This is a genomic window from Bradyrhizobium sp. USDA 4451 (genome assembly GCF_054822585.1).
The window spans coordinates 4,107,933-4,129,470 of record NZ_JBTRCH010000001.1 but is presented as its reverse complement, the minus strand read 5'-3'; the positions used below and the strand labels follow the sequence as shown (position 1 = coordinate 4,129,470).

General features: G+C 65.8%; 18 protein-coding genes and 1 pseudogene. 6 read left to right on the top strand and 13 right to left on the bottom strand.

Annotation, left to right across the window (positions count from 1 at the left end; all coding sequences use genetic code 11):
• Positions 1–25 precede the first annotated feature (25 nt).
• The 11 genes and pseudogenes from ACVMB0_RS19105 to ACVMB0_RS19055 all read right to left on the bottom strand — a co-directional run.
• Positions 26–757: pseudogene (locus ACVMB0_RS19105) on the bottom strand (hydantoinase/oxoprolinase N-terminal domain-containing protein); the annotation flags it as partial.
• Between the two features lie 7 nt (positions 758–764).
• Entirely contained in the window at positions 765–2,423 is a 1,659-nt protein-coding gene (locus ACVMB0_RS19100) for a hydantoinase B/oxoprolinase family protein (protein WP_461347285.1), read from the bottom strand.
• 29 nt (positions 2,424–2,452) lie between these two features.
• Positions 2,453–3,703: an MFS transporter gene (locus tag ACVMB0_RS19095; protein ID WP_461349684.1), complete on the bottom strand. Its 1,251-nt coding sequence runs from the start codon at positions 3,701–3,703 to the stop codon at positions 2,453–2,455.
• Between the two features lie 208 nt (positions 3,704–3,911).
• Positions 3,912–4,757: a CmcJ/NvfI family oxidoreductase gene (locus ACVMB0_RS19090; RefSeq protein ID WP_461347284.1), complete on the bottom strand. Its 846-nt coding sequence runs from the start codon at positions 4,755–4,757 to the stop codon at positions 3,912–3,914.
• A gap of 394 nt (positions 4,758–5,151) precedes the next feature.
• Positions 5,152–6,093 (bottom strand): ABC transporter substrate-binding protein, encoded by a 942-nt coding sequence (locus tag ACVMB0_RS19085; RefSeq protein WP_461347283.1) that lies wholly within the window; start codon positions 6,091–6,093, stop codon positions 5,152–5,154.
• Complete coding sequence (locus ACVMB0_RS19080; RefSeq protein WP_456756131.1) at positions 6,090–7,184, bottom strand: LLM class flavin-dependent oxidoreductase; 1,095 nt, start codon at positions 7,182–7,184, stop codon at positions 6,090–6,092. Before ACVMB0_RS19080 ends, ACVMB0_RS19085 begins: the two co-directional genes overlap by 4 nt.
• Before the next feature lie 132 nt (positions 7,185–7,316).
• Positions 7,317–8,489 carry an acyl-CoA dehydrogenase family protein gene (locus tag ACVMB0_RS19075; protein WP_461347282.1) on the bottom strand — a complete coding sequence of 391 codons (1,173 nt, stop codon included), beginning with the start codon at positions 8,487–8,489 and terminating at the stop codon, positions 7,317–7,319.
• Positions 8,483–9,280, bottom strand: coding sequence for an ABC transporter ATP-binding protein (locus ACVMB0_RS19070; protein WP_461347281.1), 798 nt, complete (start codon positions 9,278–9,280; stop codon positions 8,483–8,485). The genes ACVMB0_RS19075 and ACVMB0_RS19070 overlap by 7 nt, the downstream gene beginning before the upstream one ends.
• On the bottom strand, positions 9,274–10,290 hold the full coding sequence (locus tag ACVMB0_RS19065; RefSeq protein ID WP_461347280.1) for an ABC transporter permease: 1,017 nt from the start codon (positions 10,288–10,290) through the stop codon (positions 9,274–9,276). The genes ACVMB0_RS19070 and ACVMB0_RS19065 overlap by 7 nt, the downstream gene beginning before the upstream one ends.
• Entirely contained in the window at positions 10,268–11,362 is a 1,095-nt protein-coding gene (locus ACVMB0_RS19060) for an ABC transporter substrate-binding protein (protein ID WP_456756135.1), read from the bottom strand. The genes ACVMB0_RS19065 and ACVMB0_RS19060 overlap by 23 nt, the downstream gene beginning before the upstream one ends.
• Positions 11,363–11,517: 155 nt before the next feature.
• A complete protein-coding gene (locus ACVMB0_RS19055; RefSeq protein ID WP_461347279.1) occupies positions 11,518–11,772 on the bottom strand; it encodes a hypothetical protein in 255 nt (84 codons plus the stop codon).
• Positions 11,773–11,829: 57 nt separating this feature from the next.
• On the opposite strand from ACVMB0_RS19055, the gene ACVMB0_RS19050 reads away from it, so the two are divergent.
• Together ACVMB0_RS19050 and ACVMB0_RS19045 are read left to right on the top strand one after the other, a co-directional pair.
• Positions 11,830–12,816: an ABC transporter substrate-binding protein gene (locus ACVMB0_RS19050; RefSeq protein WP_461347278.1), complete on the top strand. Its 987-nt coding sequence runs from the start codon at positions 11,830–11,832 to the stop codon at positions 12,814–12,816.
• 319 nt (positions 12,817–13,135) lie between these two features.
• Positions 13,136–13,903: an SDR family oxidoreductase gene (locus ACVMB0_RS19045; protein WP_461347277.1), complete on the top strand. Its 768-nt coding sequence runs from the start codon at positions 13,136–13,138 to the stop codon at positions 13,901–13,903.
• 185 nt (positions 13,904–14,088) lie between these two features.
• On the opposite strand, the gene ACVMB0_RS19040 is transcribed toward ACVMB0_RS19045, so the two are convergent.
• Entirely contained in the window at positions 14,089–14,388 is a 300-nt protein-coding gene (locus tag ACVMB0_RS19040) for an HU family DNA-binding protein (RefSeq protein WP_021077434.1), read from the bottom strand.
• 445 nt (positions 14,389–14,833) lie between these two features.
• On the opposite strand from ACVMB0_RS19040, the gene ACVMB0_RS19035 reads away from it, so the two are divergent.
• The 4 genes from ACVMB0_RS19035 (at position 14,834) to ACVMB0_RS19020 (ending at position 20,076) form a co-directional block, all read left to right on the top strand.
• Positions 14,834–16,447 carry an ABC transporter substrate-binding protein gene (locus tag ACVMB0_RS19035; RefSeq protein ID WP_456756139.1) on the top strand — a complete coding sequence of 538 codons (1,614 nt, stop codon included), beginning with the start codon at positions 14,834–14,836 and terminating at the stop codon, positions 16,445–16,447.
• Between the two features lie 196 nt (positions 16,448–16,643).
• Positions 16,644–17,621 carry an ABC transporter permease gene (locus ACVMB0_RS19030; protein ID WP_461347276.1) on the top strand — a complete coding sequence of 326 codons (978 nt, stop codon included), beginning with the start codon at positions 16,644–16,646 and terminating at the stop codon, positions 17,619–17,621.
• 2 nt (positions 17,622–17,623) lie between these two features.
• The gene (locus ACVMB0_RS19025; RefSeq protein WP_456756141.1) at positions 17,624–18,454 is read left to right on the top strand and encodes an ABC transporter permease; all 831 of its coding nucleotides are present in this window, start codon (positions 17,624–17,626) and stop codon (positions 18,452–18,454) included.
• Positions 18,451–20,076 (top strand): ABC transporter ATP-binding protein, encoded by a 1,626-nt coding sequence (locus ACVMB0_RS19020; RefSeq protein WP_461347275.1) that lies wholly within the window; start codon positions 18,451–18,453, stop codon positions 20,074–20,076. Before ACVMB0_RS19025 ends, ACVMB0_RS19020 begins: the two co-directional genes overlap by 4 nt.
• Positions 20,077–20,092: 16 nt before the next feature.
• Here ACVMB0_RS19020 and ACVMB0_RS19015 read toward each other — a convergent pair whose 3' ends face one another.
• On the bottom strand, positions 20,093–21,460 hold the full coding sequence (locus ACVMB0_RS19015) for an NAD(P)/FAD-dependent oxidoreductase (RefSeq protein WP_461347274.1): 1,368 nt from the start codon (positions 21,458–21,460) through the stop codon (positions 20,093–20,095).
• Positions 21,461–21,538: the final 78 nt, after the last annotated feature.

The window sequence follows — 21,538 nt, the reverse complement described above, 5'->3', positions numbered from 1 at the left end:
CCTCCACCGGCGCCATGCCGCCATGCGACAGCACGACGAACAGCGAGCCCTTGAAGCCGGCCTCATGCAGGCTGCGCTCCAGATTGGTGAGATAGCGCCGCACCGTCGGCTCGACATAGGCGTTCACGATCGTGGTCGAGACGCGCTCATATTCCTTGATCTGCGGCAGCACGTCGCTGGAGCGCGAAACGCTGACATCGGGCATCTCCTTCGCCAGCCGCTCGACAGCGGCAAGCTCATGCGCCGGGTTGAGATAGCCGTGCAGGAAGCAGACCGCGACCGAATTCGCACCGGATCGTTTCACCTCGGCGATGACGTCGCCGAGCGCCGTGGCATCGAGTGCGATTGCGGCGCTGCCGTCGGCCTTCAGCCGCTCGCGCACGCCGAAGCGGCGTTCGCGCGGCACCAAGGGCTCGGGCGGCGGCGTGCGCAGATCGTAGCGATCCGGCTTCAACCCCTCGCGCATCTCGACCACGTCGCGATGGCCCTCGGTGGTCAGCAGCGCGACTTTGGCGCCCTTGCGCTCCAGCAGCGCATTGGTCGCAACCGTCGTGCCATGCACCAGGCGATCGGTCGCGGCCAGCATCGCCGCGCGCGTGACGCCGAGACGCCGCGCCAGCTCTTCCAGTCCCGTCATGACGCCGATCGACTGATCGGCGGGCGTGGACGGTGATTTCGCGAAAACCGTGCGTCCGGTTTTGTCAGTTGCAACCAGGTCGGTGTAGGTGCCACCGACGTCGACTCCAATCGTGTACATCACTGCGCTACACCGCCTTCGAAACCAGACCTTGAGCTGCATCGCGCGTCCGCGCCTCCGCCGAGCGCTTCTCGGGCGGACCCCAGCCGCCGCCGCCGGAGGAGCGGATCTCGAGGCAGTCGCCGGGGTGCAACTCGATGCCGACCTCCTTGGTCTTCAGCACGCGCGGCGCGCGGCCTTCCGACAACAGGCGATAGTGATGCGGCTCGCCGTCCTGGCCGCCGAGCATGCCGCAGGGGCCGTGGCGCGCGCCGTCGCCGGCGGTGTTGCCCCTGGCCGGCTTTTGCGTCTCCAGCACCATGTCGAGCGCGACGCCGAGGCCGCCGCGATGCTGGCCATCGCCACCGGAATCCGGCCGGAATTCGTGCTGGCGGAAATGCAGGGGGAAGCGCACCTCGGCGACCTCGATGCTGCCGAACTTGAGTCCGCCGACCGAGTGCCATTCGCCGATCGAGGAATAGCCGTCGCCGCCGGGCGAAGCGCCGCCGCCCGGCCGCGCCTGGAACATGTGCCAGATGAAGTTGCGTCCGTTGCGCGGATCCTCGCCCTGGATCGCGATGCGGAATCTGCGGCCCCAGCCGCCCATCACGCGATCCGGACAGGACGCCGACATCGCCTTGATGATGGCTTCGACGATCTCGTTCGAAGGATGGCTGGTGCACAAGGTCACGGGACGACCGGGATCGGCCCACACGATGGTGCCCTGCTTCGCCACCACCTTGAGCGGCCGCAGCGCGCCGGTGTTCTTTGGGATGTCGGCATCGATCAGATAGGCAAAGGCCATCGCGACCGCGGCCTGCATGTTGGCATGCGAGGAATTCACGAAGCTCGTCGACTGCGGATCGGAGCCGGTGAGATCGACCTCGATGTCGCTGCCTGTCTTGGTCACCTTGGCGGCGATCTTGATGTCGGTGCGGCCGTGGCCGTCGTCGTCGAGCAGCGCTTCGCCGTAAAACACGCCGTCCTTCCAGGACGACACCACGGCGCGGGTCTGCTGCTCGGTGGCATCCAGAATGGCCTCGATCGCGGCTTCGACCGTCTCGGCGCCGAACTCGCTGAACAGCTTTGCGACCCGGCGCTCGCCGAGATGCGCGGCGCCGAGCATCGCGGCGAGGTCGCCGCGGAATTCGCGGGGGTTACGGATGTTCAGCGCCAGGAGGTCAAGCAGGTCCTCGCGCGGTCTGCCGGCCTCGTACAGCTTGATCGGCGGAATGCGGATGCCTTCCTGGTAGATCTCGGTCGCGCCGGGATTGTAGGCGCCATGGGTGGCGCCGCCGATGTCGCTCTGATGCGCCCGCACGATGGTCCAGAGCAGCCGCTTGTCGCCGTCGAACACCGGCACGAAGGCCGTGAGATCAGGCAGATGGCTGCCGCCCTGATAGGGATCGTTGAGCAGGATGACGTCGCCGGGCGCGACGTCCTTGAAGCGCTCCTCGACCGCGAGCGTCGCCCACGGCAGCGCGCCGACATGCACCGGGATGTGGTCGGCCTGCGCGATCAGCCGGCCGCCGGTGTCGCAGATCGCCAGCGAGAAATCGCGGCTGGAATTGAGGATCTGCGAATAGGAGGTGCGAAGCATGGCTTCGCCCATCTCCTTCACGATGGACGACAGGCGGTGCTGAACGACGGAACGGGTGATCGGATCGATCTTGGCAGGCGCGGACACGTGACTTCCGTGAGCAATGGAACAGGCCGCTATCTTACCGTCGCCGTCGTCGAGGTATAGAGCCAAAACAGCACGGTGCCGATCACCAGCGCTAAGGCGATGAACAGCAGCACCGCCGGCAGCCCGAACAGCGCCGCGACGCCGGCGGTGCTCGATTGCAGCAGCGCCGCGCCGAGGAAGAACGCGAGGTTGACCGACGACAGCGCCTTGCCGGTATTCTGGGCATCGACCAGTTGCCGCGTCATGCCGTAGATCAGCGGCTGCGCCGAGGTGACAAGCCCGATCAGGATCAGCAGCACCAGGTCGTATTGCGACGGCATCACGGCCACGCCGAACAGATCAGAGACCGGGAAGTGCGGCGCGCCGGCTGCCATCAGCACCAGCAGCAGCGCGGCGATCGCGTGCGTCGCCGCCACCATGGTGCGGCGATGCCCGAACTTGCGATCGAAGGCTCCGATACAGGCCGGGCCTATGATCATCGCCAGCGTGAACAGGCCGAGCACATTGCCGGCCTCGATCCGGCTGAGCCCCTTGACATCCATCAGCCACGGCCCGCCCCACAGTCCGCGCAAGGTCAGCGAGGCGCCGAGCGATACCAGCGACAGCGCGATCAATCCGCGCAGGGCGCGCGACAGGCCGAGCCGCAGCACCTCGGCCATCTGCCGCAGCGGCGAGGAATCATCCGCATGCGCGGCGGGCTGCCGCGGCACCAGCGCGAACACCGCGATCAGCACCACAATGCCGAAGCCGGCCGCGACCCAGAAGCCGGCCCGCCAGCCGAACTGATCGACCACGAACGCCAGCGGACTTGCCGACAGCAGCATGCCGATATTGCCGATCGAGAGGATCAGCCCCGACCACAGGCCGAACTTCGCCGCCGACATCTGCTTGGCGGCCAGCGTCATCGGGCACATCAGCATGCCCGAGGTGGCGACGCCGAGCATCAATTGTCCGAGCACGAAGCTCGCGGGACCCGAGGCGATCGCCGAGACCAGCGTTCCGACCACGGTACCGGCGAGCAGGCTCAGCGACACCGGCCGCACGCCAAAGCGGTCCATCGCGGCGCCGACCGGGATCTGCGAGGCGGCAAACGAGAAATGATAGATCGAGGTCAGGCTCGCCAGCGCCTGCGGCGAGGTTCCGAAATCGCCCGCCATCAGATCGAGGCTGATCGCCGGAATCGTCCGCAGCAGCGTCGACAGCATATGGCCCGAAGCCAATGCCAACAGTGCCAAAACCAGGGCGCGGAGCCCGATCCCCGCCTCTTCCTTGGTCACCACCCCGTCCACGAATCGCCTCTTCCCCGAGCGTCTTGGGGACGGGCGTAACATTATTGGCTGGGGGTGCCAACTTTTGAGGCACACCTACACTCGCCGTCATGGCCGGGCTTGTCCCGGCCATCCACGTCATTCTTCGAGGGGCGCCAAAAACGCGGATGCCCGGGACAAGCCCGGGCATGACGAATTCGTGGATCCGTTGTCGTGACTATTACTGCTTGTGGAACACCAGCGTCCTGAGCTCGATGCTCTCGCGCGGCGCGGCGTCCGCCGGCGTGGTCGGATCGACGAACGCCGTGTGCGGCCCGAACCGGGTGCGGCCGTCGGTCGCCGAGTCGTAGCATTTCAACAGGATCGCCTCGTCCGGCGTCATCTCGGGAATGTAGAACCAGCGATGGTTCGGATTATACTTCACCGAATAGGTCTCGCCGCTGCGGTTCGGGTAGATCAGGTCGGAGGCGATCAGATCCTCCGGCGCAATCGTGGTGCCGTCGGCCATCGCCAGCGGTGAATCGCGCAGCGGACCGCGGATCGGACGCCACAAATTGATCACTTGGACCCGGCCCTTGACGAGCTGCTCGGCCTCATCGGGCAGATGCTCGAACACGCGGTTACGGCCGGACACCGCGGTCTGGTCGACATGGACCCGGGTTGCCGGCTGACCCGGTCCGCCGCCGCGGATGTCAGCCGCGCCCTCGACGCGCTTGCGCACGGTGTGATCGAAGATGAAGACGCGATCCGCTTTCAGCGTCGCCTTCAGGAAGGCCTCGACAGCCGGGTAGTAGACGTTGCGGACTTCGTTGTCGTCGTAATAGTCCTTGACGCTGGTCGGATGCTTGACCAGCGCAAAGCCCTCGCGGTCGAGCGAGAAACTGTCTGCGATCAGGCGTCCGTCGAAGATCGGAACGTTGTGGGCTTCGGGCAGCGCGGTGGATTTGGGTTCGCCGGGCGGCGGATCGAAAGCGTAGGTCCGGGGCTTGCCCGGCGTCGGCGCGAGATAATTCAGTTCAGCGGTCACAAACGGCAGCGACTCGATGCGAGTTTGTTGCAGGCCCATGGTGATCTCCCGGACTCGATTGTTCGTCTGTTTGATCTTGGCGGTGCCGGGGAATGCGGCAAGGGCGCGGCGAAAATAGCAACGTTGCGGTTTTCGCGGACGCGGAATGGGGAAATTCCTTCCGGCGGCGGCGTCGCGACGTGGATGGTTATTTCGCGGTCATTCGAACGGGCCGACTTCGCGGCTTACCCCTCTCCCTCCCCCGCAAGGGCAGAGGGAGCCCGACGAGCGTGCTCACCTCACGAAGATATCCTATGCAAACCGCACCGATGTGAGGGAGCCACCGACGAATGGGTTCCCTCCCCCCTTGCGGGGAAGGGCTAGGGAGAGGGGTGCCACACGTCGCGCTCTCTCAACGTGCGCGGCGCAAGCACCAAAGGTCGCGCGATTGCGCTTACAGCCCCGCGCCCTTCTCCACCGCCGCACCAAACGACCGGTCGACGATGTCAGCGGCTTTGATCTTCTGCCGGATCAGGCCCCAGCGGTCGTAGAGATCGATGGTTTTCTGCTCGTCGGCGACCACGCCGTCGTTGATCGGCGCGATGCGGATTTTTGCGCGCGCCAGCCAGTTCAATGGCACCGCGGGCGGGATGTTCATCAGCCTGCCCCAGGTTGCAGCGTAACCCGCGACATTATTCTGCGACCAGGCGCGCGCGGCCGCGAGCCGGCGCACGAAATCCTCGAGCTCGGCGCGCTTGGCCTTGATCGCGTCAGGCGTTGCGACCTGGAACCCGAGGCCGGGCGTGATACCGTCAGCCGTGATGACGCGGCGCGATTTGAACAGCACCTCTTCCTGGCTCACATACGGCTCCCAGGTCGACCAGGCGTCGACCGCGCCTTGCGTGTAGGCGACCTTGGCGTCCGACGGCGCCAGGAACACGATCTGCACGTCGCTTGCCTTCCAGCCCCTGGATTCCAGCGCGGCCAGGATCAGCTGATGGCCGATCGAGCCGCGGCCGGTCGCGATCTTCTTGCCGCGCAGATCGTCGAAGCTCTTGATGGCGGAATTCTCCGGCACCACGATGGCAAGCCCCTCGCCGGACTGCCTGACCGCGGCAATCGCCTTGACCGGGACGTTGGCGGCGGCCGCGAAGGTGAACGGCGCATCGCCGACCAGGCCGGTGTCGATCGCACCGGCGCCCAGCGCTTCGAGCAGCGGCGCGGCGGCGGCGAATTCCTTCCACTCGATCTTGTAGGGGACGTCCTTGAGCACGCCGGCCGCTTCCATCACGGCCTGCGAATTGCCCTTCTGGTCGCCGACGCGCAACGTGGTCTGCGCGAAGGCCCCGTCGATGGCGGCGAGCGCAAGCGCCGCCGCGACAATGAGACGGATCATTCGGCCGCGATCCCCCGCTGCTGGTCGCGCGCTTCGATCAGCTTGCGGGTCAGCGGAATCAGCGCGCGGCCATAGTCGATGGCATCGACCAGCGGATCGAAGCCGCGGATCAGGAAGTGGCTGACGCCGAGATCGTAATAATCGGCGAACACCTCGGCGACCTGCTCGGGCGTACCGACCAGCGCCGTCGTGTTGCTGTTGGCGCCGGTGAGCTTTGCGATTTCGGTCCACAGCCGCTTGTCGATGCGCGTGCCCTGATCGGCCAGTGCCAACAGCCGCTTGGCGCCGTCGGTCGCGTGGTTGGGCCGGCGATAACCGGTCTGGTCCTGCAAGGCGGTGGCACGCTCGAGGATATGCTCCGCCTTCGCCCACGCCTTCTCCTCGGTGTCGGCCAGGATCGGCCGCACCGACAGGCTGAAGCGCGGCGTCGGCCGGCCATGCTTGGCCGCCGCGGCGCGTACCCGCCCGGTAACGTCGCGCACCTGCGCATAGGATTCACCCCACAGCGCGAACGTATCGGCGTGCTTGCCGGCGACCTCGACCGCGGCATCCGAGCCGCCGCCGACAAAGGTGTAGATGCCGCCCTTCTGCAACGGCTTCACCTGCGAGAAGCCGTTCTCGACGTTGTAGTACTTGCCGCTGTAATTGAACGGCTTCTCGCTGGTCCATTCCAGCCGCACCACGTCGAGGAATTCGCTGGTGCGGGCGTAACGCTCATCCTTGTCGTCGAGCGTGTTGCCGTCCTGGCGCAGCTCGATGGCGTTGCCGCCGGTGATGACATGCAGCGAGACGCGGCCGCCATAGAATTGGTCCAGCGTCGCGAGCTGGCGCGCCAGCAGCGTCGGCGCGGTGAAGCCCGGGCGCTGCGCGATCATCACCTTCAGCGATTTGGTGATGGTCAGCACATGCTGCGCGACCTGCAATGCATCCGGTGTGGTGGAGTGGAACGCGAGCAGCGCACGGTCGAAACCGGCCAGCTCATGGGCCTTGGCGACGGTCTCGATATAGGGCGGATCGAGCACGGGCCCGGCGCGGACGATCGTTTCGGAGGCATTGTTGTTGGTGATGAAGCCGATGAACTCGACCGGCATGACTGGGAACTCCGTTGTTGTTGGCTAGAACCCCGTTCCGATAGAATCTGAACGAGGCTCTAGATTCTTATTTTGACGCGTTTTCTTCACGCGAACCGGCATCCACTTCGCTTGAAAACGCTCCATTGTTTTTCAGACGCCCAGCGCGAAGCGTCCGGCGGAGACACGGGTGGCATCGTCTTGCGGGGTATGGACGCGGCCGCACAGCACGTCGCGGTAATGCCGCTCCAGCGGATTGGTTCGCGACAGGCCGTGATTGCTGGTCAGCGACAAGGCATCCTCCACCGCTGCTGCGGCGTTATTGGTCACCGTCAGCTTGACGATGTTAGACTCGATCGCGGACAGCGGGAAGCCGTTATCGAAATCGGCAGCGAAGCTGTCGATCAGGCGGGTATTGACCGCCAGGCGGGCCTCAATCCCGCCGACGACCTCCTGCATCCGCGGCAGTGTCGCCAGCGGCGCGCCGAGATTGGCGGGCACCCGCTCCTTGAGGAATTTGACCAGCCAGTCGCGGGCCGCGCGGGAGATGCCGTCATAGATCGCCGCCACGAAGATCGCGTGCACGGTCGCCTGGGTGACGTCGGGAACCTTCCAGTCGTCGGGCCTGCGGACGTCGATCTCGTAGTCCAGCGGAAACACCACGTCGTCGAAGATCACGGTGTGGCTGCCGCTGGCGCGCAGGCCGAGATGATCCCAGCTCTCCTCGATCCGCGTTCCCGGCAGGCCGGCGGGAACCAGGAATTGCCCGACGCGGGTATCGGCTTCATCGGTTTTGGCCCAGACCGCGTACCATTTCAGGATCGGCGCGCCGGTCGAATAGATCTTGCGGCCGGTCAGCCGCCAGCCGGTTTCGGTACGGCGCGCCGTGGTCGCCGGCAAGCCGCCGCGCGCCGGCGAGCCGAGCTCGGGCTCGACACGCAACGCGTTGATCAGCGCGACGCCTTCGACCGTTTCCTTGGCGAGCTTGCGCGACAGCCTTGCCGGCCAGCGCGTGCTGCGCGCCATCACCAGGTGCTGGATGTAATGCATCGACAGCACCAGCGCGGTCGACGGATCGGCCTTGCCGATGATGCCGAGCACGCGCGTGGCCTCACACGCGCCCGCCCCGCCGCCGCCGAGCGCCGCCGGTACGGTCAATGCCAGCAGGCCTTCGCGCGACAGATCGGCGAAATTCTCGAACGGGAAGCTGGCGTCGCGATCATGCGCGGGCGCGCGCGCCGCAAACAGCTCGGCGAGCCGCAACGCACGCGCGACGGATTCCGGCGCATTCGCCGGCGGCAGCTCCCTCGCGGTAGACGTCACCATGTCGCCTCCAGTCCGAGCAGGCCGAGGATCTGCTTGCGCAGCTCCGCGAGATGGGGATCGCCGCGATGCCGCGGGTACGGCCGCTGTACCGCGATATCCGCCTTGATCCGCGCCGGCCGGTCGGACAGCACGATGACGCGGTTGGCGAGCACCAGCGCCTCCTCGACATCATGGGTGACGAGCAGCGTGGTAAAGCCCTTGCGCTGCCACAGCGCCACCAGCTCGGACTGCATCGCAATCCTCGTCAGTGAATCGAGCTTGCCGAGCGGCTCGTCGAGCACCAGGATTTTGGGATCGTTGACCAGCGCCCGCGCCAGCGCCACGCGCTGCGCCATGCCGCCGGAGAGCTGGTGCGGATAGGCATTGCGGAACGAGGACAGGCCGACCAGCTCGATGACCTCATCGACCCGGTGCCGCTGCGTCTTCAGGATGCCCTGCGCTTCCAGCCCGAGCGCGACATTGTCCCAGACCGTGCGCCAGGGAAACAGGGTCGGATCCTGGAACACGACGACGCGCGACGGATGCGGGCCGGCGATGCGGACCTCATCCTCGCGCAGCGAGCCGGACCGCGGCTTCTCCAGCCCGGCCACCAGCCGCAGCAAGGTCGACTTGCCGCAGCCGGACGGGCCGAGCAGCGCGACGAACTCGCCCGGCGCGATCGAAAGGTTGACATTGTCGAGCACCGGCAGAAGAGCGCCATCGATGTCGAAGGCGTGGCTGACGCCCTCGATATCGAGCTCGGCGCCGACGGCCGGATAGGTGATCGCTTCAGCCGCGGACTGCACTACCATTTGACGACGCCCTTCTGCCAGACCAGCAGGCGATCACGGGTGCGGAATAGCAGCGTGATCGCGCCGGAGCAGAGCAGCGACATCACGATCAGCGCCGCATACATGTTGGCATAGGCCGCCCAGCCCTGCGCCCATTGCAGGTACCAGCCGAGCCCGGCCTTGACGCCGATCATCTCGGCGACGACGAGCACGGCAAAAGACGAGCCGAGTCCCATGAACAGCCCGACGAACACATGCGGCAGCGCGGCGGGGATCGCGACCTTGAGCACGAGGAAGGACGGCTTGGCGCCGAGGGTGCGCGCCACGTCGTAGTAGGCGCTGCTGACGCTCGCCACGCCCGACCAGGTCAAGACCGTCACCGGGAAGCCGGTGGCGAGCGCGATCAGGAAAGTCGAGGCACTCCAGCTCGACGGGAAGGTGAAGAAGGCGATCGGCAGCCAGGCGGTGGCCGGCAGCGGGCCGATGAAGCGCAGCACCGGGTGCACCCAGTAACCGATCTTCTGCGACCAGCCGATCGAGACGCCGGTGATGAAGCCCACCGTCGCGCCGATGATGTAACCGCCGAGTTGCAGCTTGATCGAAGCGAACACGCTGTCGAGCAGCTTCGGCAGATCGTCGGTGTAGACCTCGAGGATCGACTGCGGCGGCGGGAAGAACGGCAGCGGCAGCCAGGCGAATTTCGCGGTGGCAACTTCCCACAGCGTCACAAACGCGCCGAACGCCACCAGCCACGGCGCACGTTTGCGCAACGCCTGCCCGGCGCTGCCGAGATAGTCCGCGCTGAACGTGCCGAACAGGATGAAGGCCGCGATCACGATCGCGCCGATGCCGAGCGATTCCGTCCGCGACCAGTCGCCGACATCGGGCCAATACAGGCACGACAGCCCGAACGCGAGCCAGGCGAGGCTCGCCGCAAGGCCGACGCCGTAGCTGCCGGAGAGATGCGAGAACGTGACCGTGGCGCGCGGCGCCGCAGCTGTCGTCGCGTCAGACACTGAATACGTCGACATAGATCCGCTCCGCGAATTTGGCCGTGTCGGTGCTCTGCTTGAACACCTGCACCGATTTCAGATCGTCGGCGTAGCCCTTGAGCTCACGCTTGAGCACCTCGCCGGTCGGATGATGGTGATGGGTGTGGTAGCGCGCCATCGCCTCGAGATCGGCGAGGCTCGCCGCCTTCGGCGCATAGGGCTGGAACGATTTCGCCGCCTTGTCCGGATTCTGCGAGGTGAACATCGCGGCATCGAGCAGCGCCTGCGTGATGGCGCGCGCAACCTGCGGCTCTTCGCGGACCAGACTGCCGCGCAGGCCGACGATGCAGCAACTCTTGTCGCGGTATTCGCCGTCGAGATTGGAGGCGACCTCCTTGTACTGCGCATCCTTCAGCCAGAGATAGGCCAGCGGATCCGACGACAGGAAGGCCTGCACCTCGCCCTTCTCGACCGCGACGTTCAGAAGGTTGCCGGGATAGGCGCGCCAGTCGACGTCCTTGACCGGATCGATGCCGAGCTTGGAGAGCTGGATCGAGAAGAAGTTCTTGTCGGGACCGGCGAGATCGCCGACCGCGACGATCTTGCCCTTCAGGTCAGCGAGCTTGTCGACGCCGGAATTGGTGCGGGTCAGCACCCGCATGCAGCCGCCATGGGTGCCGGCGGCGATCTTGACGTCAAAGCCTTGCTCGAGCGGCTTCAGCCAGCGCAGCGCCATGCCGAGACCGGCATCGCTCTTGCCGGTGGCGATCGCCTCCAAGAGCTGGTCGGTCGAGCCGGAATAATTGACGAGCTCGACGTCGAGGTTCTGCTTCTGGAAGAAGCCGTGGTCGATCGCAACCGGCAGCGGCGCGAGGCAGACCGCGCCGGCGTTCCAGGACAATTTCAGCTTGCGTGGGCTACCTGCCAGCGGCGGCGCATCGGAGGCTGCCTTGCAGACCGGGAATTCGGAAAAGTCGATCGCCGGCGTGATCGCGCGCGGCGCGAAGGCCTGCGCACCATAGGCTCCGATCGGCCCGGCAAAGGCCGCGGCGGCACCCGCACGCAGCAAGGTGCGGCGATCCATCACCGTCTTCTTGTTGTCGACAGACATGTTCACTCCTGCATTTCGGCAAGGCTCCGCCCCGCGCGCGGACGTCTCCGCCAGCGCACCCCGTCGTCGAAGCTCATGGTTCAGAAAAAGCCGATTTCTCCGGCGCTATTGCACTCAAAGCAACATTCAAATGATGCGGCGCGACAAGTTCACCGTCAATGAAATGGAATTTCGAATGTCACAGGCACCGCAGTCGAACTCTCCACGATCGCGCCGCACGACGATGAAAGGATTTTCGCTTTCGTCGCGACACAGACGTGCAACGCCGTTACCGCACCTGCATCGAATTTGAGCGACTGGCGGTGCCAGGCAGGATGTCTTCTCCATTCGGCATGCGCGACGAAATCATCCTTGCCGTACAGCCGACGAATACAGATTTCCGTTTCGTTGACGGCGAACGGCTTGCTCATAGACTCGATGGAACGCTGCCGCGCTTTCCGCCGCAATGAATCAGAAAGACAATCGATATGCGCAAACAGACCCGCTCGGGTTCTTTCCATTCCCTCACCCGCCGCACCGCGGCTGCGCTGATCACCGCAGTGATCACGCTCTCGACATCGGCGGCAGCGTTGGCGGCCGACGCGGTCGTGCTGCGGGTCGGCGACCAGAAGGGCGGCAACCGCTCGCTGCTGGAGATTTCCGGCCTCGCCCGGGACCTGCCCTACAAGATCGAGTGGTCGGAATTCCCCGCCGCGGCGCCGATCCTGGAGGCGATCAATGCCGGCGCGCTCGACGTCGGCTACACCGGCGACCTGTCCTTCCTCACCGTCTATGCCTCGGGCGCGCCGATCAAGGCGATCGGCGGCACGCGCTCCGATGCGCGGACGCAGGCCATCCTGGTGCGCGGGGATTCGCCGATCAAGACGGCGGCGGACCTGAAGGGCAAGCGGCTCGCCGGCACGCGCGGCGGCTGGGGCCAATTCCTGATCAACGCGACCCTGGAGAAGGCCGGCAGCAGGATCGAGGACGCAACCTTCGCGCCGCTCGGCCCGGTCGACGCCAAGATCGCGCTGCTTGCCGGCTCGATCGACGCCTGGGCGGTGTGGGAGCCCTATGTCTCCTATGCCAAGCTGAAGGACAACGCGCGGGTCGTCGCCGACGGCGAGGGCCTGACACCGACCATCACCTTCATCGTCGCCTCCGACAATGCGATCGCGACCAAGCGCGCGGCAGTGCAGGACCTGGTGCAGCGGCTCAACAAGGCGCGGCTGTGGTCGCTCGACCATCTCGCCGAATATGCCAAGAGCACGGCCGAGCTGACAAAACTGCCGGAGGATGTGCTGCTCGCCGCCTACACCGCGCAGAAGACCAGCCCGATCGCGATCGACGAGGCCGTGGTGAAGGAGGTGCAGGCCGCCTCCGACCGCGCCACGCGCTACGGCATCCTCGGCAAGACGCTGGATGTCGGCAAGGCGGTCGATCGCAGCTTTACGGCCGGCGCGAGCTCGAACTAGCCGCGGTTCTTCACCTCCCCTTGAAAAGGGGAGGTCGGATTGCGCGTCAGCGCAAGCCGGGTGGGGATCCGCTCTTTCCACAGACGCCGGCGCCCGCGGAGAGCAACCCCCACCCCGCCCTCCCCCTTTCAGGGTGAGGGAGCTTGACGGCGGTGCTCACCTCACACTGCACCGCCATGGAGACATCCGATGCCCGGCCCGCTCCATCTCGCACTGATCGTCACGGCACACCTGCTCTGCATGACCTTGTTGGTCGCGCTGTCGGTTTGATAGCGTTCTCTCCGGGCCAGCCCCAGGGAGAACAACAATGAACCTATCAATGAAAGACCGCGTGGCGGTGGTCACCGGCGGCAGCAAAGGTATCGGGATCGCGGTGGCGCGGCGATTTGCGGAATCCGGCGCCGAGGTCGCGATCCTTGCCCGCGGCGCGGCCGATCTCGCAGCGGCGCGCGAGGCGCTCGCCAAGGACGGCCTCGTGGTGCGCGACTACGTCTGCGACGTCGCCAAGGCCGCCGACATCAGCAAGGCTCACGACCAGATCGTCGCCGACTTCGGCAAGATCGACGTGCTGGTCAACAACGCCGGCACCGCGCGTACGCTGGCCTTCGAGAGCATCAGCGACGAGGCCTGGCAGGAGGACCTCGACCTCAAGCTGTTCGCTGCGATCCGCTTCAGCCGGCTGGTCTGGCCGGGCATGAAGCAGCGCAAATGGGGCCGCATCATCAACGTGCTCAACACCTTCGCCAAGGCGCCGGCCGGTCATTCCGCGCCGACCTCGGTATCGCGCGCGGCCGGCATGGCGCTGACCAAGGTGATGGCCAATGAAGGCGGCGAGCACAACATCCTGGTCAATGCGCTGTTAGTCGGCCTGATCATGAGCGATCAATGGGTCAAGCGGCATGCGGCCCAGGCGCCGAACACGGATTTCGAGGAATTCGCCAAGGGCCTTGCCAAGGGCACGCCGCTCGGCCGTATCGGCACGGCGGAGGAATTCGCCAACCTCGCCTGCTTCCTGGCCTCGGAGCAAGGCTCCTACATCACCGGCACCGCCATCAATGTCGATGGTGGCCGCTCGCCGGTGGTCTAGAACTCTCGCGATCCAGAACTCCGGCCCTGGCGCGGCCAGGACCGGAGCTCCGGATGCTTGCTTCGGCACGTCTCCACATGCGAGCCGGAGTCCATTGCGCTCGAACACTCTCGCGGGCAGGCAACCTACTGCGGCTGGCTAACGGCTCAAAAGCAAAAGGCCTCCGTCACCGGAGGCCTTTCATCTTAAACCGCGTCCTTGGCGGCCTTGACCGGCCGTGCGCGGACGATCTTCCGGGCCGGCTTGGCCTTGAACATCATCTCTTCGCCGGTGAAGGGGTTGGTGCCCTTGCGCGCCTTGGTCGCAGGCTTCTTGACCACAACGAACTTCGCGAAGCCGGGGACGAGGAACACCCCAGCCTTCTTCAGCTCCTTATGGCCGACATCGACGAGCGAGTCCAAAACGTTCTTGACGTCGCGCTTGGAGAGTTCGGTGGTGGTCGCGATCTTCTCGATCACTTGCGACTTCGACAGTTGGGTAGCCATGGTTGCTCCATTGATTCTGGAGTGGGCACGATATGGCGGAAAACGCCGAGAAAAACAGTGTTTTCTGCACTCACCCCAGCAATATCGCTGTGGACAGCGCCCGAATCAGGTTTTTTCCAGTGTTTTTTCCAGTCAAGTCGCTTCCGACCCCTAAATTTACAGGGTTTGCGCGGCTTCGGCGCTCCCGAAACGCCGCCTGCGAGAGAATCACCTGACACGTCTCGCACCGCCGGCGTGCGACACCACCGCGCGCAATCGGGGTTGCGAAGCACTGCGGCCCGCCACTTCAGGTTTCGGAAACGATCCTCCAAAAGGCCGAGGCAATAGAAAATGACTCGGGTTCCCATTCCAAGCTAACATCGCGACGGGGCGCCACGCCGACCGGCGGGCGGCCCCGATGCAAGCCTTTATTGTAAGCCCTGATGTAAGTGCTGGAGAGTAGCGTATGGATTTGAGCCGCCTCGAGATCAACCGCCGCACGGCCCTGCTGACTTCGGCCGCGATCGCAGCCAACGTCATCAATCCGATGCGGGCCTTCGCGCAAGAGACCCCGCGCAAGGGCGGCGTGTTCAACGTCCATTACGGCGCCGAGCAGCGCCAGCTCAACCCGAGCATTCAGGCCTCGACCGGTGTCTACATCATCGGCGGCAAGATCCAGGAGAACCTGGTCGACCTCGATGCCAATGGCCAGCCGGTCGGCGTGCTCGCCGAGAGCTGGGAGGCGACGCCCGACGGCAAGACCGTCACCTTCAAGCTGCGCAAGGGCATCACCTGGCACGACGGCAAGCCGTTCACGTCGGAGGACGTCGCCTTCACCGCGATGAACATGTGGAAGAAGATCCTCAATTACGGATCGACGCTGCAACTGTTCCTGACCGCGGTCGACACGCCCGATCCGCAGACTGCGATCTTCCGCTACGAGCGGCCGATGCCGCTGAACCTCTTGCTGCGCGCCCTGCCCGACCTCGGCTACGTCTCGGCCAAGCATCTCTATGAGAGCGGCGACATCAGGCAGAACCCGACCAACCTGGCGCCGGTCGGCACCGGCCCGTTCAAATTCGTCAAATATGAGCGCGGGCAATACATCATCGCCGATCGCAATCCGGATTACTGGCGGCCGAACGCGCCCTATCTCGACCGCATCGTCTGGAAGGTGATCACCGACCGCGCCGCCGCGGCCGCCCAGATGGAGGCCGGCGAGCTGCACTACAGCCCGTTCTCGGGGCTGACGATCTCGGACATGGCCCGGCTCGGCAAGGACAAGCGCTTCATCGTCTCGACCAAGGGCAATGAGGGCAACGCCCGCACCAACACCATCGAGTTCAACTTCCGCCGCAAGGAATTGTCCGACATCCGGGTCCGCCGCGCCATCGCGCACGCGATCAACGTGCCGTTCTTCATCGACAATTTCCTGGGCGATTTCGCCAAGCTCGGCACCGGCCCGATCCCCTCGACCTCGACCGACTTCTATCCCGGGCCGAACACGCCGCAATATCCTTACGACAAGGCCAAGGCGATCGCGCTGCTCGACGAGGCCGGCTTCAAGGCCAGTGGCGGCAACCGCTTCGCGCTGAAACTGCTGCCGGCGCCGTGGGGCGAGGACATCTCGCTGTGGTCGACCTTCATCCAGCAGTCGCTCGGCGAAGTCGGCATCCAGGTCGACATCGTGCGCAACGACGGCGGCGGCTTCCTCAAGCAGGTCTATGACGACCACGCCTTCGATCTCGCCACCGGCTGGCACCAGTATCGCAACGACCCCGCGGTCTCGACCACGGTATGGTACCGCTCCGGCCAACCCAAGGGCGCGCCGTGGACCAACCAGTGGGGCTGGGAGGACAAGACCGTCGACAAGACCATCGACGATGCGGCCACCGAAGTCGATCCGGCCAAGCGCAAGGCGCTCTATGCCGATTTCGTCAAGGAGGTGAACACCGAGCTGCCGGTCTGGATGCCGATCGAGCAGATCTTCGTCACCGTGATCACCGCCAAGGCGCGTAACCACTCCAACACGCCGCGCTGGGGCTCGGCGAGCTGGCACGATCTTTGGCTGAGTGCATGAGGCCGCGCCTCCCTCTCCCCGTTCTTCACGGGGAGAGGGTTGGGCTGAGGGGTTCTCTCCACGACATTGATCCATCGATAGACCTGTACCCCCTCGCCCGGATCGCATCTGGCGATGCGATCCGACCTCTCCCCGCAAGCGGAGCGAGGTAAGAGAGGCCAGTGTCCACATCGTCTGAACACGCTATAGATAAATCATGCGTATCCTGAGCCTTGCGGGGCGGCGGCTTGCCGCCTCGATTCCGACCTTGTTTCTGATCCTGATCGGCGTGTTCCTGCTGCTGCAGCTCGCGCCGGGCGACACCGTCGATGCGCTGATGGCGCAGATGGGCGGCGGCGATGCCGCGACCGCGCAGGAGCTGCGCAAGTTCTACGGGCTCGACCTCTCGGTTCCGGCGCAGCTCGGCAATTATCTGTGGCACCTGGTGCGGCTCGACCTCGGCTTCTCCTCGATCTACGGCAAGCCGGTGGCGACCGTGATCCTGGAACGGCTGCCGCCGACCATCCTGCTGATGACGGCGTCGCTGTCGTTCGCGTTCTTCTTCGGCCTGGTATTCGGCGTGATCGCCGCGCGCGGCGTCAACCGCTGGCCGGATACGCTGATCTCGACCCTCGGCCTGATCTTCTACGCCACCCCCTCGTTCTGGTTCGGGCTGATGGCGATCGTGGTGTTCTCGGTCTATCTGCAATGGCTGCCGCCGGGTGGCTTCGAGGACATCGGCACCGTCCAGACCGGGATCTGGCGCGTGCTCGATATCGCCGCGCATCTGGTGCTGCCGACGCTGACGCTCGGGCTGATCTTCCTTGCCATCTATCTGCGGATCATGCGGGCCTCGATGCTGGAGGTGCTCAACCTCGACTTCGTCCGCACCGCCCGCGCCAAGGGGCTGGACGAAACCCATGTCATCACCCGCCATGTGCTGCGCAACGCGCTGCTGCCGATGGTGACGCTGATCGGATTGCAGGCCGGCACCATGCTCGGCGGTTCTGTGGTGGTGGAAAGCGTGTTCTCGCTGCCCGGCCTCGGCCGCCTTGCTTATGAATCTGTGGTGCAGCGCGACCTCAACACCCTGCTCGGCATCGTGTTCGTCTCGGCGCTGCTGGTCATAGCAGTGAACTTCATCGTCGACCTGCTCTACGCGCGGCTCGATCCGCGCATCGCGGCGGAGGGCTGACGATGGACGCGGTGAAACGCTACTTCCGCAGCCCGGCCGCGGTGATCGGCTTGATCCTGCTGCTGCTCGTCATCGCGATGGCGGTCAGCGCCGGCTTCCTCTACCCGCGCGATCCGCTGGCGCTGGCGGGCCGGCCGCTGGTCTGGCCGTTCTCCAACCCGCGTTTCCTGCTCGGCACCGACAATTCCGGCCGCGACATCGCCGCGCAGATTTTCTATGGCGCGCGGATCTCGCTCCTGATCGGCGGCGTTGCCACCGTGATCGCGATCCTGATCGGCATTTTGGTCGGCGCCTTCGCCGGCTATTACGGCGGCTGGGTCGACAATGTGCTGATGCGGATCACCGAGGCGTTCCAGACGCTGCCGAACTTCGTGCTGCTGCTGGTGCTGGTCGCAGTGTTCGGTTCGACGCTGACCACGGTGACGATCGCGGTCGGCGTGGTGTCGTGGCCGGCGCCGGCGCGGCTGACCCGCGCCGAGTTCCTGTCGCTGCGCAGCCGCGAATTCGTCCAGGCCGGCAAGACGCTCGGCATGAAGGACGTCCAGCTCATCCTCGGCGAGATCCTGCCCAACGCGCTGCCGCCGGTGATCGTCTATGCCAGCGTGGTGATGGCGGTCGCGATCCTGCTGGAAAGCGCGCTCGCTTTCTTGAGACTATCCGATCCGAATGTCGCCTCCTGGGGCAATCTGATCGGGCTCGGCCGCGACGTGCTGCGGGTGCAATGGTATGTCTCGGCGATCCCCGGCATTGCGATCCTCGTCACCGTGCTGGCGGTGTCGCTGGTCGGCCAAGGCCTCAACGATGCGCTCAATCCGAGGCTGAAGAGCCGATGAGCGACACCGTCCTTTCGCTCGACGCCTTGACGGTGCGCCTGCCCAAGGGCGCCGACCGGCCGCATGCGCTGTCCGACGTTTCGCTTGCAGTTGCGTCGAACGAGATCCTCTGCGTGGTCGGCGAGTCCGGTTCCGGCAAATCGATGATGGCGAACGCCATCATGCGGCTGCTGCCGAACGAGGTGGCGATCGAACGGGGCCGGATGATGTTCGACGGCCGCGACCTCTGCGCCGCCGACCCGGCCGCGATGCGCGAGGTGCGCGGTGCCGGGATCGCGATGATCTTCCAGGAGCCGATGACGGCGCTCAACCCGTTGCGCACCATCGGCGACCAGATCGGCGAGATGTTTGCGATCCACACCGGCCTGTCCAAGGCCGAGATCAATGCCCGGGTGCTGGCGCTGCTCGAGGACGTGCGCATCCCTGATCCCAAGGCGGCCGCAGGAGCCTATCCGCACGAGCTCTCCGGTGGCCAGCGCCAGCGCGCCATGATCGCGATGGCGCTCGCACTTGACCCGAAGCTCCTGATCGCCGATGAGCCGACCACCGCGCTCGACGTCACGACGCAAGCGCAGATCCTGAAGTTGATCCGCGATTTGCAGCAGCGCAAGAAGACGGCGGTGCTGTTCATCACCCATGATTTCGGCGTCGTCGCCGAGATCGCCGACCGCGTCGTGGTGATGCAGCACGGCGCAATCGTCGAGCAGGGCACCGCCGATGCGGTGTTGAACGATCCGCGGCATACTTACACCAAGCAACTGATCGCAGCCGTGCCGCCGCTGAACGCGCCGCCGCCGCGCATCCTCTCCGGCAAGGACATCCTGGCCATCGATGGCGTTTCAAAAACCTACCGTACCGGGGGCTTCCTCGGCCGCGGCGCGCGGGTTACGGACGCCGTCAAGAACGTCTCGCTGCGGCTGCCGCGCGGCGCGACGCTCGGCATCGTCGGCGAGTCCGGTTCGGGCAAATCGACGCTCGCGCGCTGCATCGTGCGGCTGATCGACCCCGATACCGGGTCGATCGTGCTCGACGGCAAGGACTGGGCGAAGCTCAACCGCGACGAGATCAGGCGCGAGACCCGTCACATCCAGATGGTGTTCCAGGATCCGTTCGCCTCGCTCAACCCGCGGCGCAAGGCGGCCGAGCTGGTGGCGCAGGGCCCGATCGTGCATGGCACCGACCGCGCGACCGCGGTCGCCGAGGCGCGACGGTTGTTCGAGCTGGTCGGGCTCGACCCGTCCGCCGGCGACCGCTACCCGCACGAATTCTCCGGCGGCCAGCGGCAGCGCATCGGGCTCGCGCGTGCGCTGGCGCTGAAGCCGGATGTATTGGTTGCAGACGAGCCAGTCTCGGCGCTCGACGTCTCGGTGCAGGCGCAGGTCTTGAAGCTGCTCGCCGGACTGCGCCAGCAGCTGGGCCTCTCCATTATCTTCATCACCCACGATCTAAGGGTCGCGGCGCAAATCTGCGATCTCGTTGCAGTGATGAAGGACGGCGCCGTGGTCGAACAAGGGCTGACCGCCGAGGTATTCGGCAGGCCGCAGCATCCCTATACGCAGGCGCTGCTGTCGGCGATCCCCGGCGGCGACTTCACGCGCAAGCGCGATGCCTTGATCGCCTGATCGGGCCGCTCGACTTTTACCGCGACCGGCGCGAGGCGAGGAGATGTTCCGCCCAGCGCAGCAGCTCGAAGCGGTCGCCCCCGACCAGTTCCTGGGCGTCGCGCTGCCGGTACAGCACCAGCATCCACGGCGCGAGCTTGCGCAACAAGCCATGCGCCATGTACTGCACCGGCTCGGTGAACGGCAGCGCCAGCTCGCTTTCCGGCACGCCCTGCACGGCCTTCGCCAGTTCGCGGCCGAGCGGGATGGTCAGCGCGACGGCGCGGCCGTTGCAGCCGGTCCAGCCATAGGCGTCCGGTCCGAGGCGATGCATGCGCGGCAGGAAATCCGCGGTTATGCCGACATAGCCGTTCCAGACATAGTCGAACGAGACGTCGCCGATCTGTGGCCACAAGCGCTGCAACCGCTCGGTCACCCGCGCCTTCAGCCGCCCGGTCTTGTCGCCGGGGCCGAGCACGGCGCCGCCGGTGACCAGACGATTGCGCGCGTCGTAGCGCGCGAAGTACAGCTCGCCATGGGTGTCGGACATCGCGTGCCGGCCGGGGATGACGGTCTTGCGGACATTGTCCGACAGCGGCTGCGTCGCCATCTGCCAGGACAGTACCGGCATCACCTCGGCCGCGATCTCGGGCACCAGCGATTTGGCGAACTCGCCGCTATAGGCATTGGTGGCGACCACAAGCGCGCGACCGGAGATCTCACCCTTTTCGGTCTTCACCACCCAGCGATCGCCGCGGCGCTCGAAAGCGAGCGCGGGCGAGCGGGCGTAGATCCGCGCGCCGAGGTTCAGCACAGTGCGCGCAAGGCCGCGCGCCAGCGCCAGCGGATTGATGTGACCGCCGGTCCTGTTCCCGAAGCCGCCGTACCACGCATCCGAGCCGAGCATGTCGCGGGTCTGGTCGCGCGACAGCAATTCGACCGGCGCGCCGAATTTCGACCATTGCTGCACCCGCCGTTCCGCGATCTTGATGCGGCCCGGCGAATGCACCGGCTGCACCCAGCCGGCCTGCTCCTGCTCGGCCTCGATATTGTAGCGCTTGACGACGTCGAACAGCATGGCCGCACTGTCGCGCAGCATCGCGACGAAGCGTTCGCCCGCCGCGCCGTGCCTCTTGATGATGTCGTCCGGATCAGGCCGCGACAGCGTCGGGATCACTTGGCCGTTGTTGCGGCCCGAGGCGCCCCAGCCCGGCTCGGCAGCCTCGACGATCGCGACGTCGACATTGGCCTCACGCAGGTGCAGCGCGGTCGACAGGCCCGTGAAGCCGCCGCCGATGATGACGACATCGGCCTGCTGCGCGCCCGTCAGTTCGGGACAATCGGGGCCAGGTGGCGTCGCTGCGGCCCAGAGCGAGTTGGGCCAGCGCACGGCATTGCTGCTCATCATCATCCTTTCTTGCGGGCGCCCGGTCATTCTGGTTAGCTTTAAAGCATGATCCGGAAAAGTGCGTAGCGGTTTTCC

Coding starts and splice junctions, on each gene's coding strand:
- ACVMB0_RS19065 (WP_461347280.1), bottom strand. CDS start 10,290: ATGTCGACGTATTCAGTGTCTGACGCGACGACAGCTGCGGCGCCGCGC.
- ACVMB0_RS19040 (WP_021077434.1), bottom strand. CDS start 14,388: ATGGCTACCCAACTGTCGAAGTCGCAAGTGATCGAGAAGATCGCGACC.
- ACVMB0_RS19050 (WP_461347278.1), top strand. CDS start 11,830: ATGCGCAAACAGACCCGCTCGGGTTCTTTCCATTCCCTCACCCGCCGC.
- ACVMB0_RS19075 (WP_461347282.1), bottom strand. CDS start 8,489: ATGGTGACGTCTACCGCGAGGGAGCTGCCGCCGGCGAATGCGCCGGAA.
- ACVMB0_RS19030 (WP_461347276.1), top strand. CDS start 16,644: ATGCGTATCCTGAGCCTTGCGGGGCGGCGGCTTGCCGCCTCGATTCCG.
- ACVMB0_RS19055 (WP_461347279.1), bottom strand. CDS start 11,772: ATGAGCAAGCCGTTCGCCGTCAACGAAACGGAAATCTGTATTCGTCGG.
- ACVMB0_RS19085 (WP_461347283.1), bottom strand. CDS start 6,093: ATGATCCGTCTCATTGTCGCGGCGGCGCTTGCGCTCGCCGCCATCGAC.
- ACVMB0_RS19080 (WP_456756131.1), bottom strand. CDS start 7,184: ATGCCGGTCGAGTTCATCGGCTTCATCACCAACAACAATGCCTCCGAA.
- ACVMB0_RS19035 (WP_456756139.1), top strand. CDS start 14,834: ATGGATTTGAGCCGCCTCGAGATCAACCGCCGCACGGCCCTGCTGACT.
- ACVMB0_RS19090 (WP_461347284.1), bottom strand. CDS start 4,757: ATGGGCCTGCAACAAACTCGCATCGAGTCGCTGCCGTTTGTGACCGCT.
- ACVMB0_RS19060 (WP_456756135.1), bottom strand. CDS start 11,362: ATGTCTGTCGACAACAAGAAGACGGTGATGGATCGCCGCACCTTGCTG.
- ACVMB0_RS19015 (WP_461347274.1), bottom strand. CDS start 21,460: ATGAGCAGCAATGCCGTGCGCTGGCCCAACTCGCTCTGGGCCGCAGCG.
- ACVMB0_RS19045 (WP_461347277.1), top strand. CDS start 13,136: ATGAAAGACCGCGTGGCGGTGGTCACCGGCGGCAGCAAAGGTATCGGG.
- ACVMB0_RS19070 (WP_461347281.1), bottom strand. CDS start 9,280: ATGGTAGTGCAGTCCGCGGCTGAAGCGATCACCTATCCGGCCGTCGGC.
- ACVMB0_RS19025 (WP_456756141.1), top strand. CDS start 17,624: ATGGACGCGGTGAAACGCTACTTCCGCAGCCCGGCCGCGGTGATCGGC.
- ACVMB0_RS19020 (WP_461347275.1), top strand. CDS start 18,451: ATGAGCGACACCGTCCTTTCGCTCGACGCCTTGACGGTGCGCCTGCCC.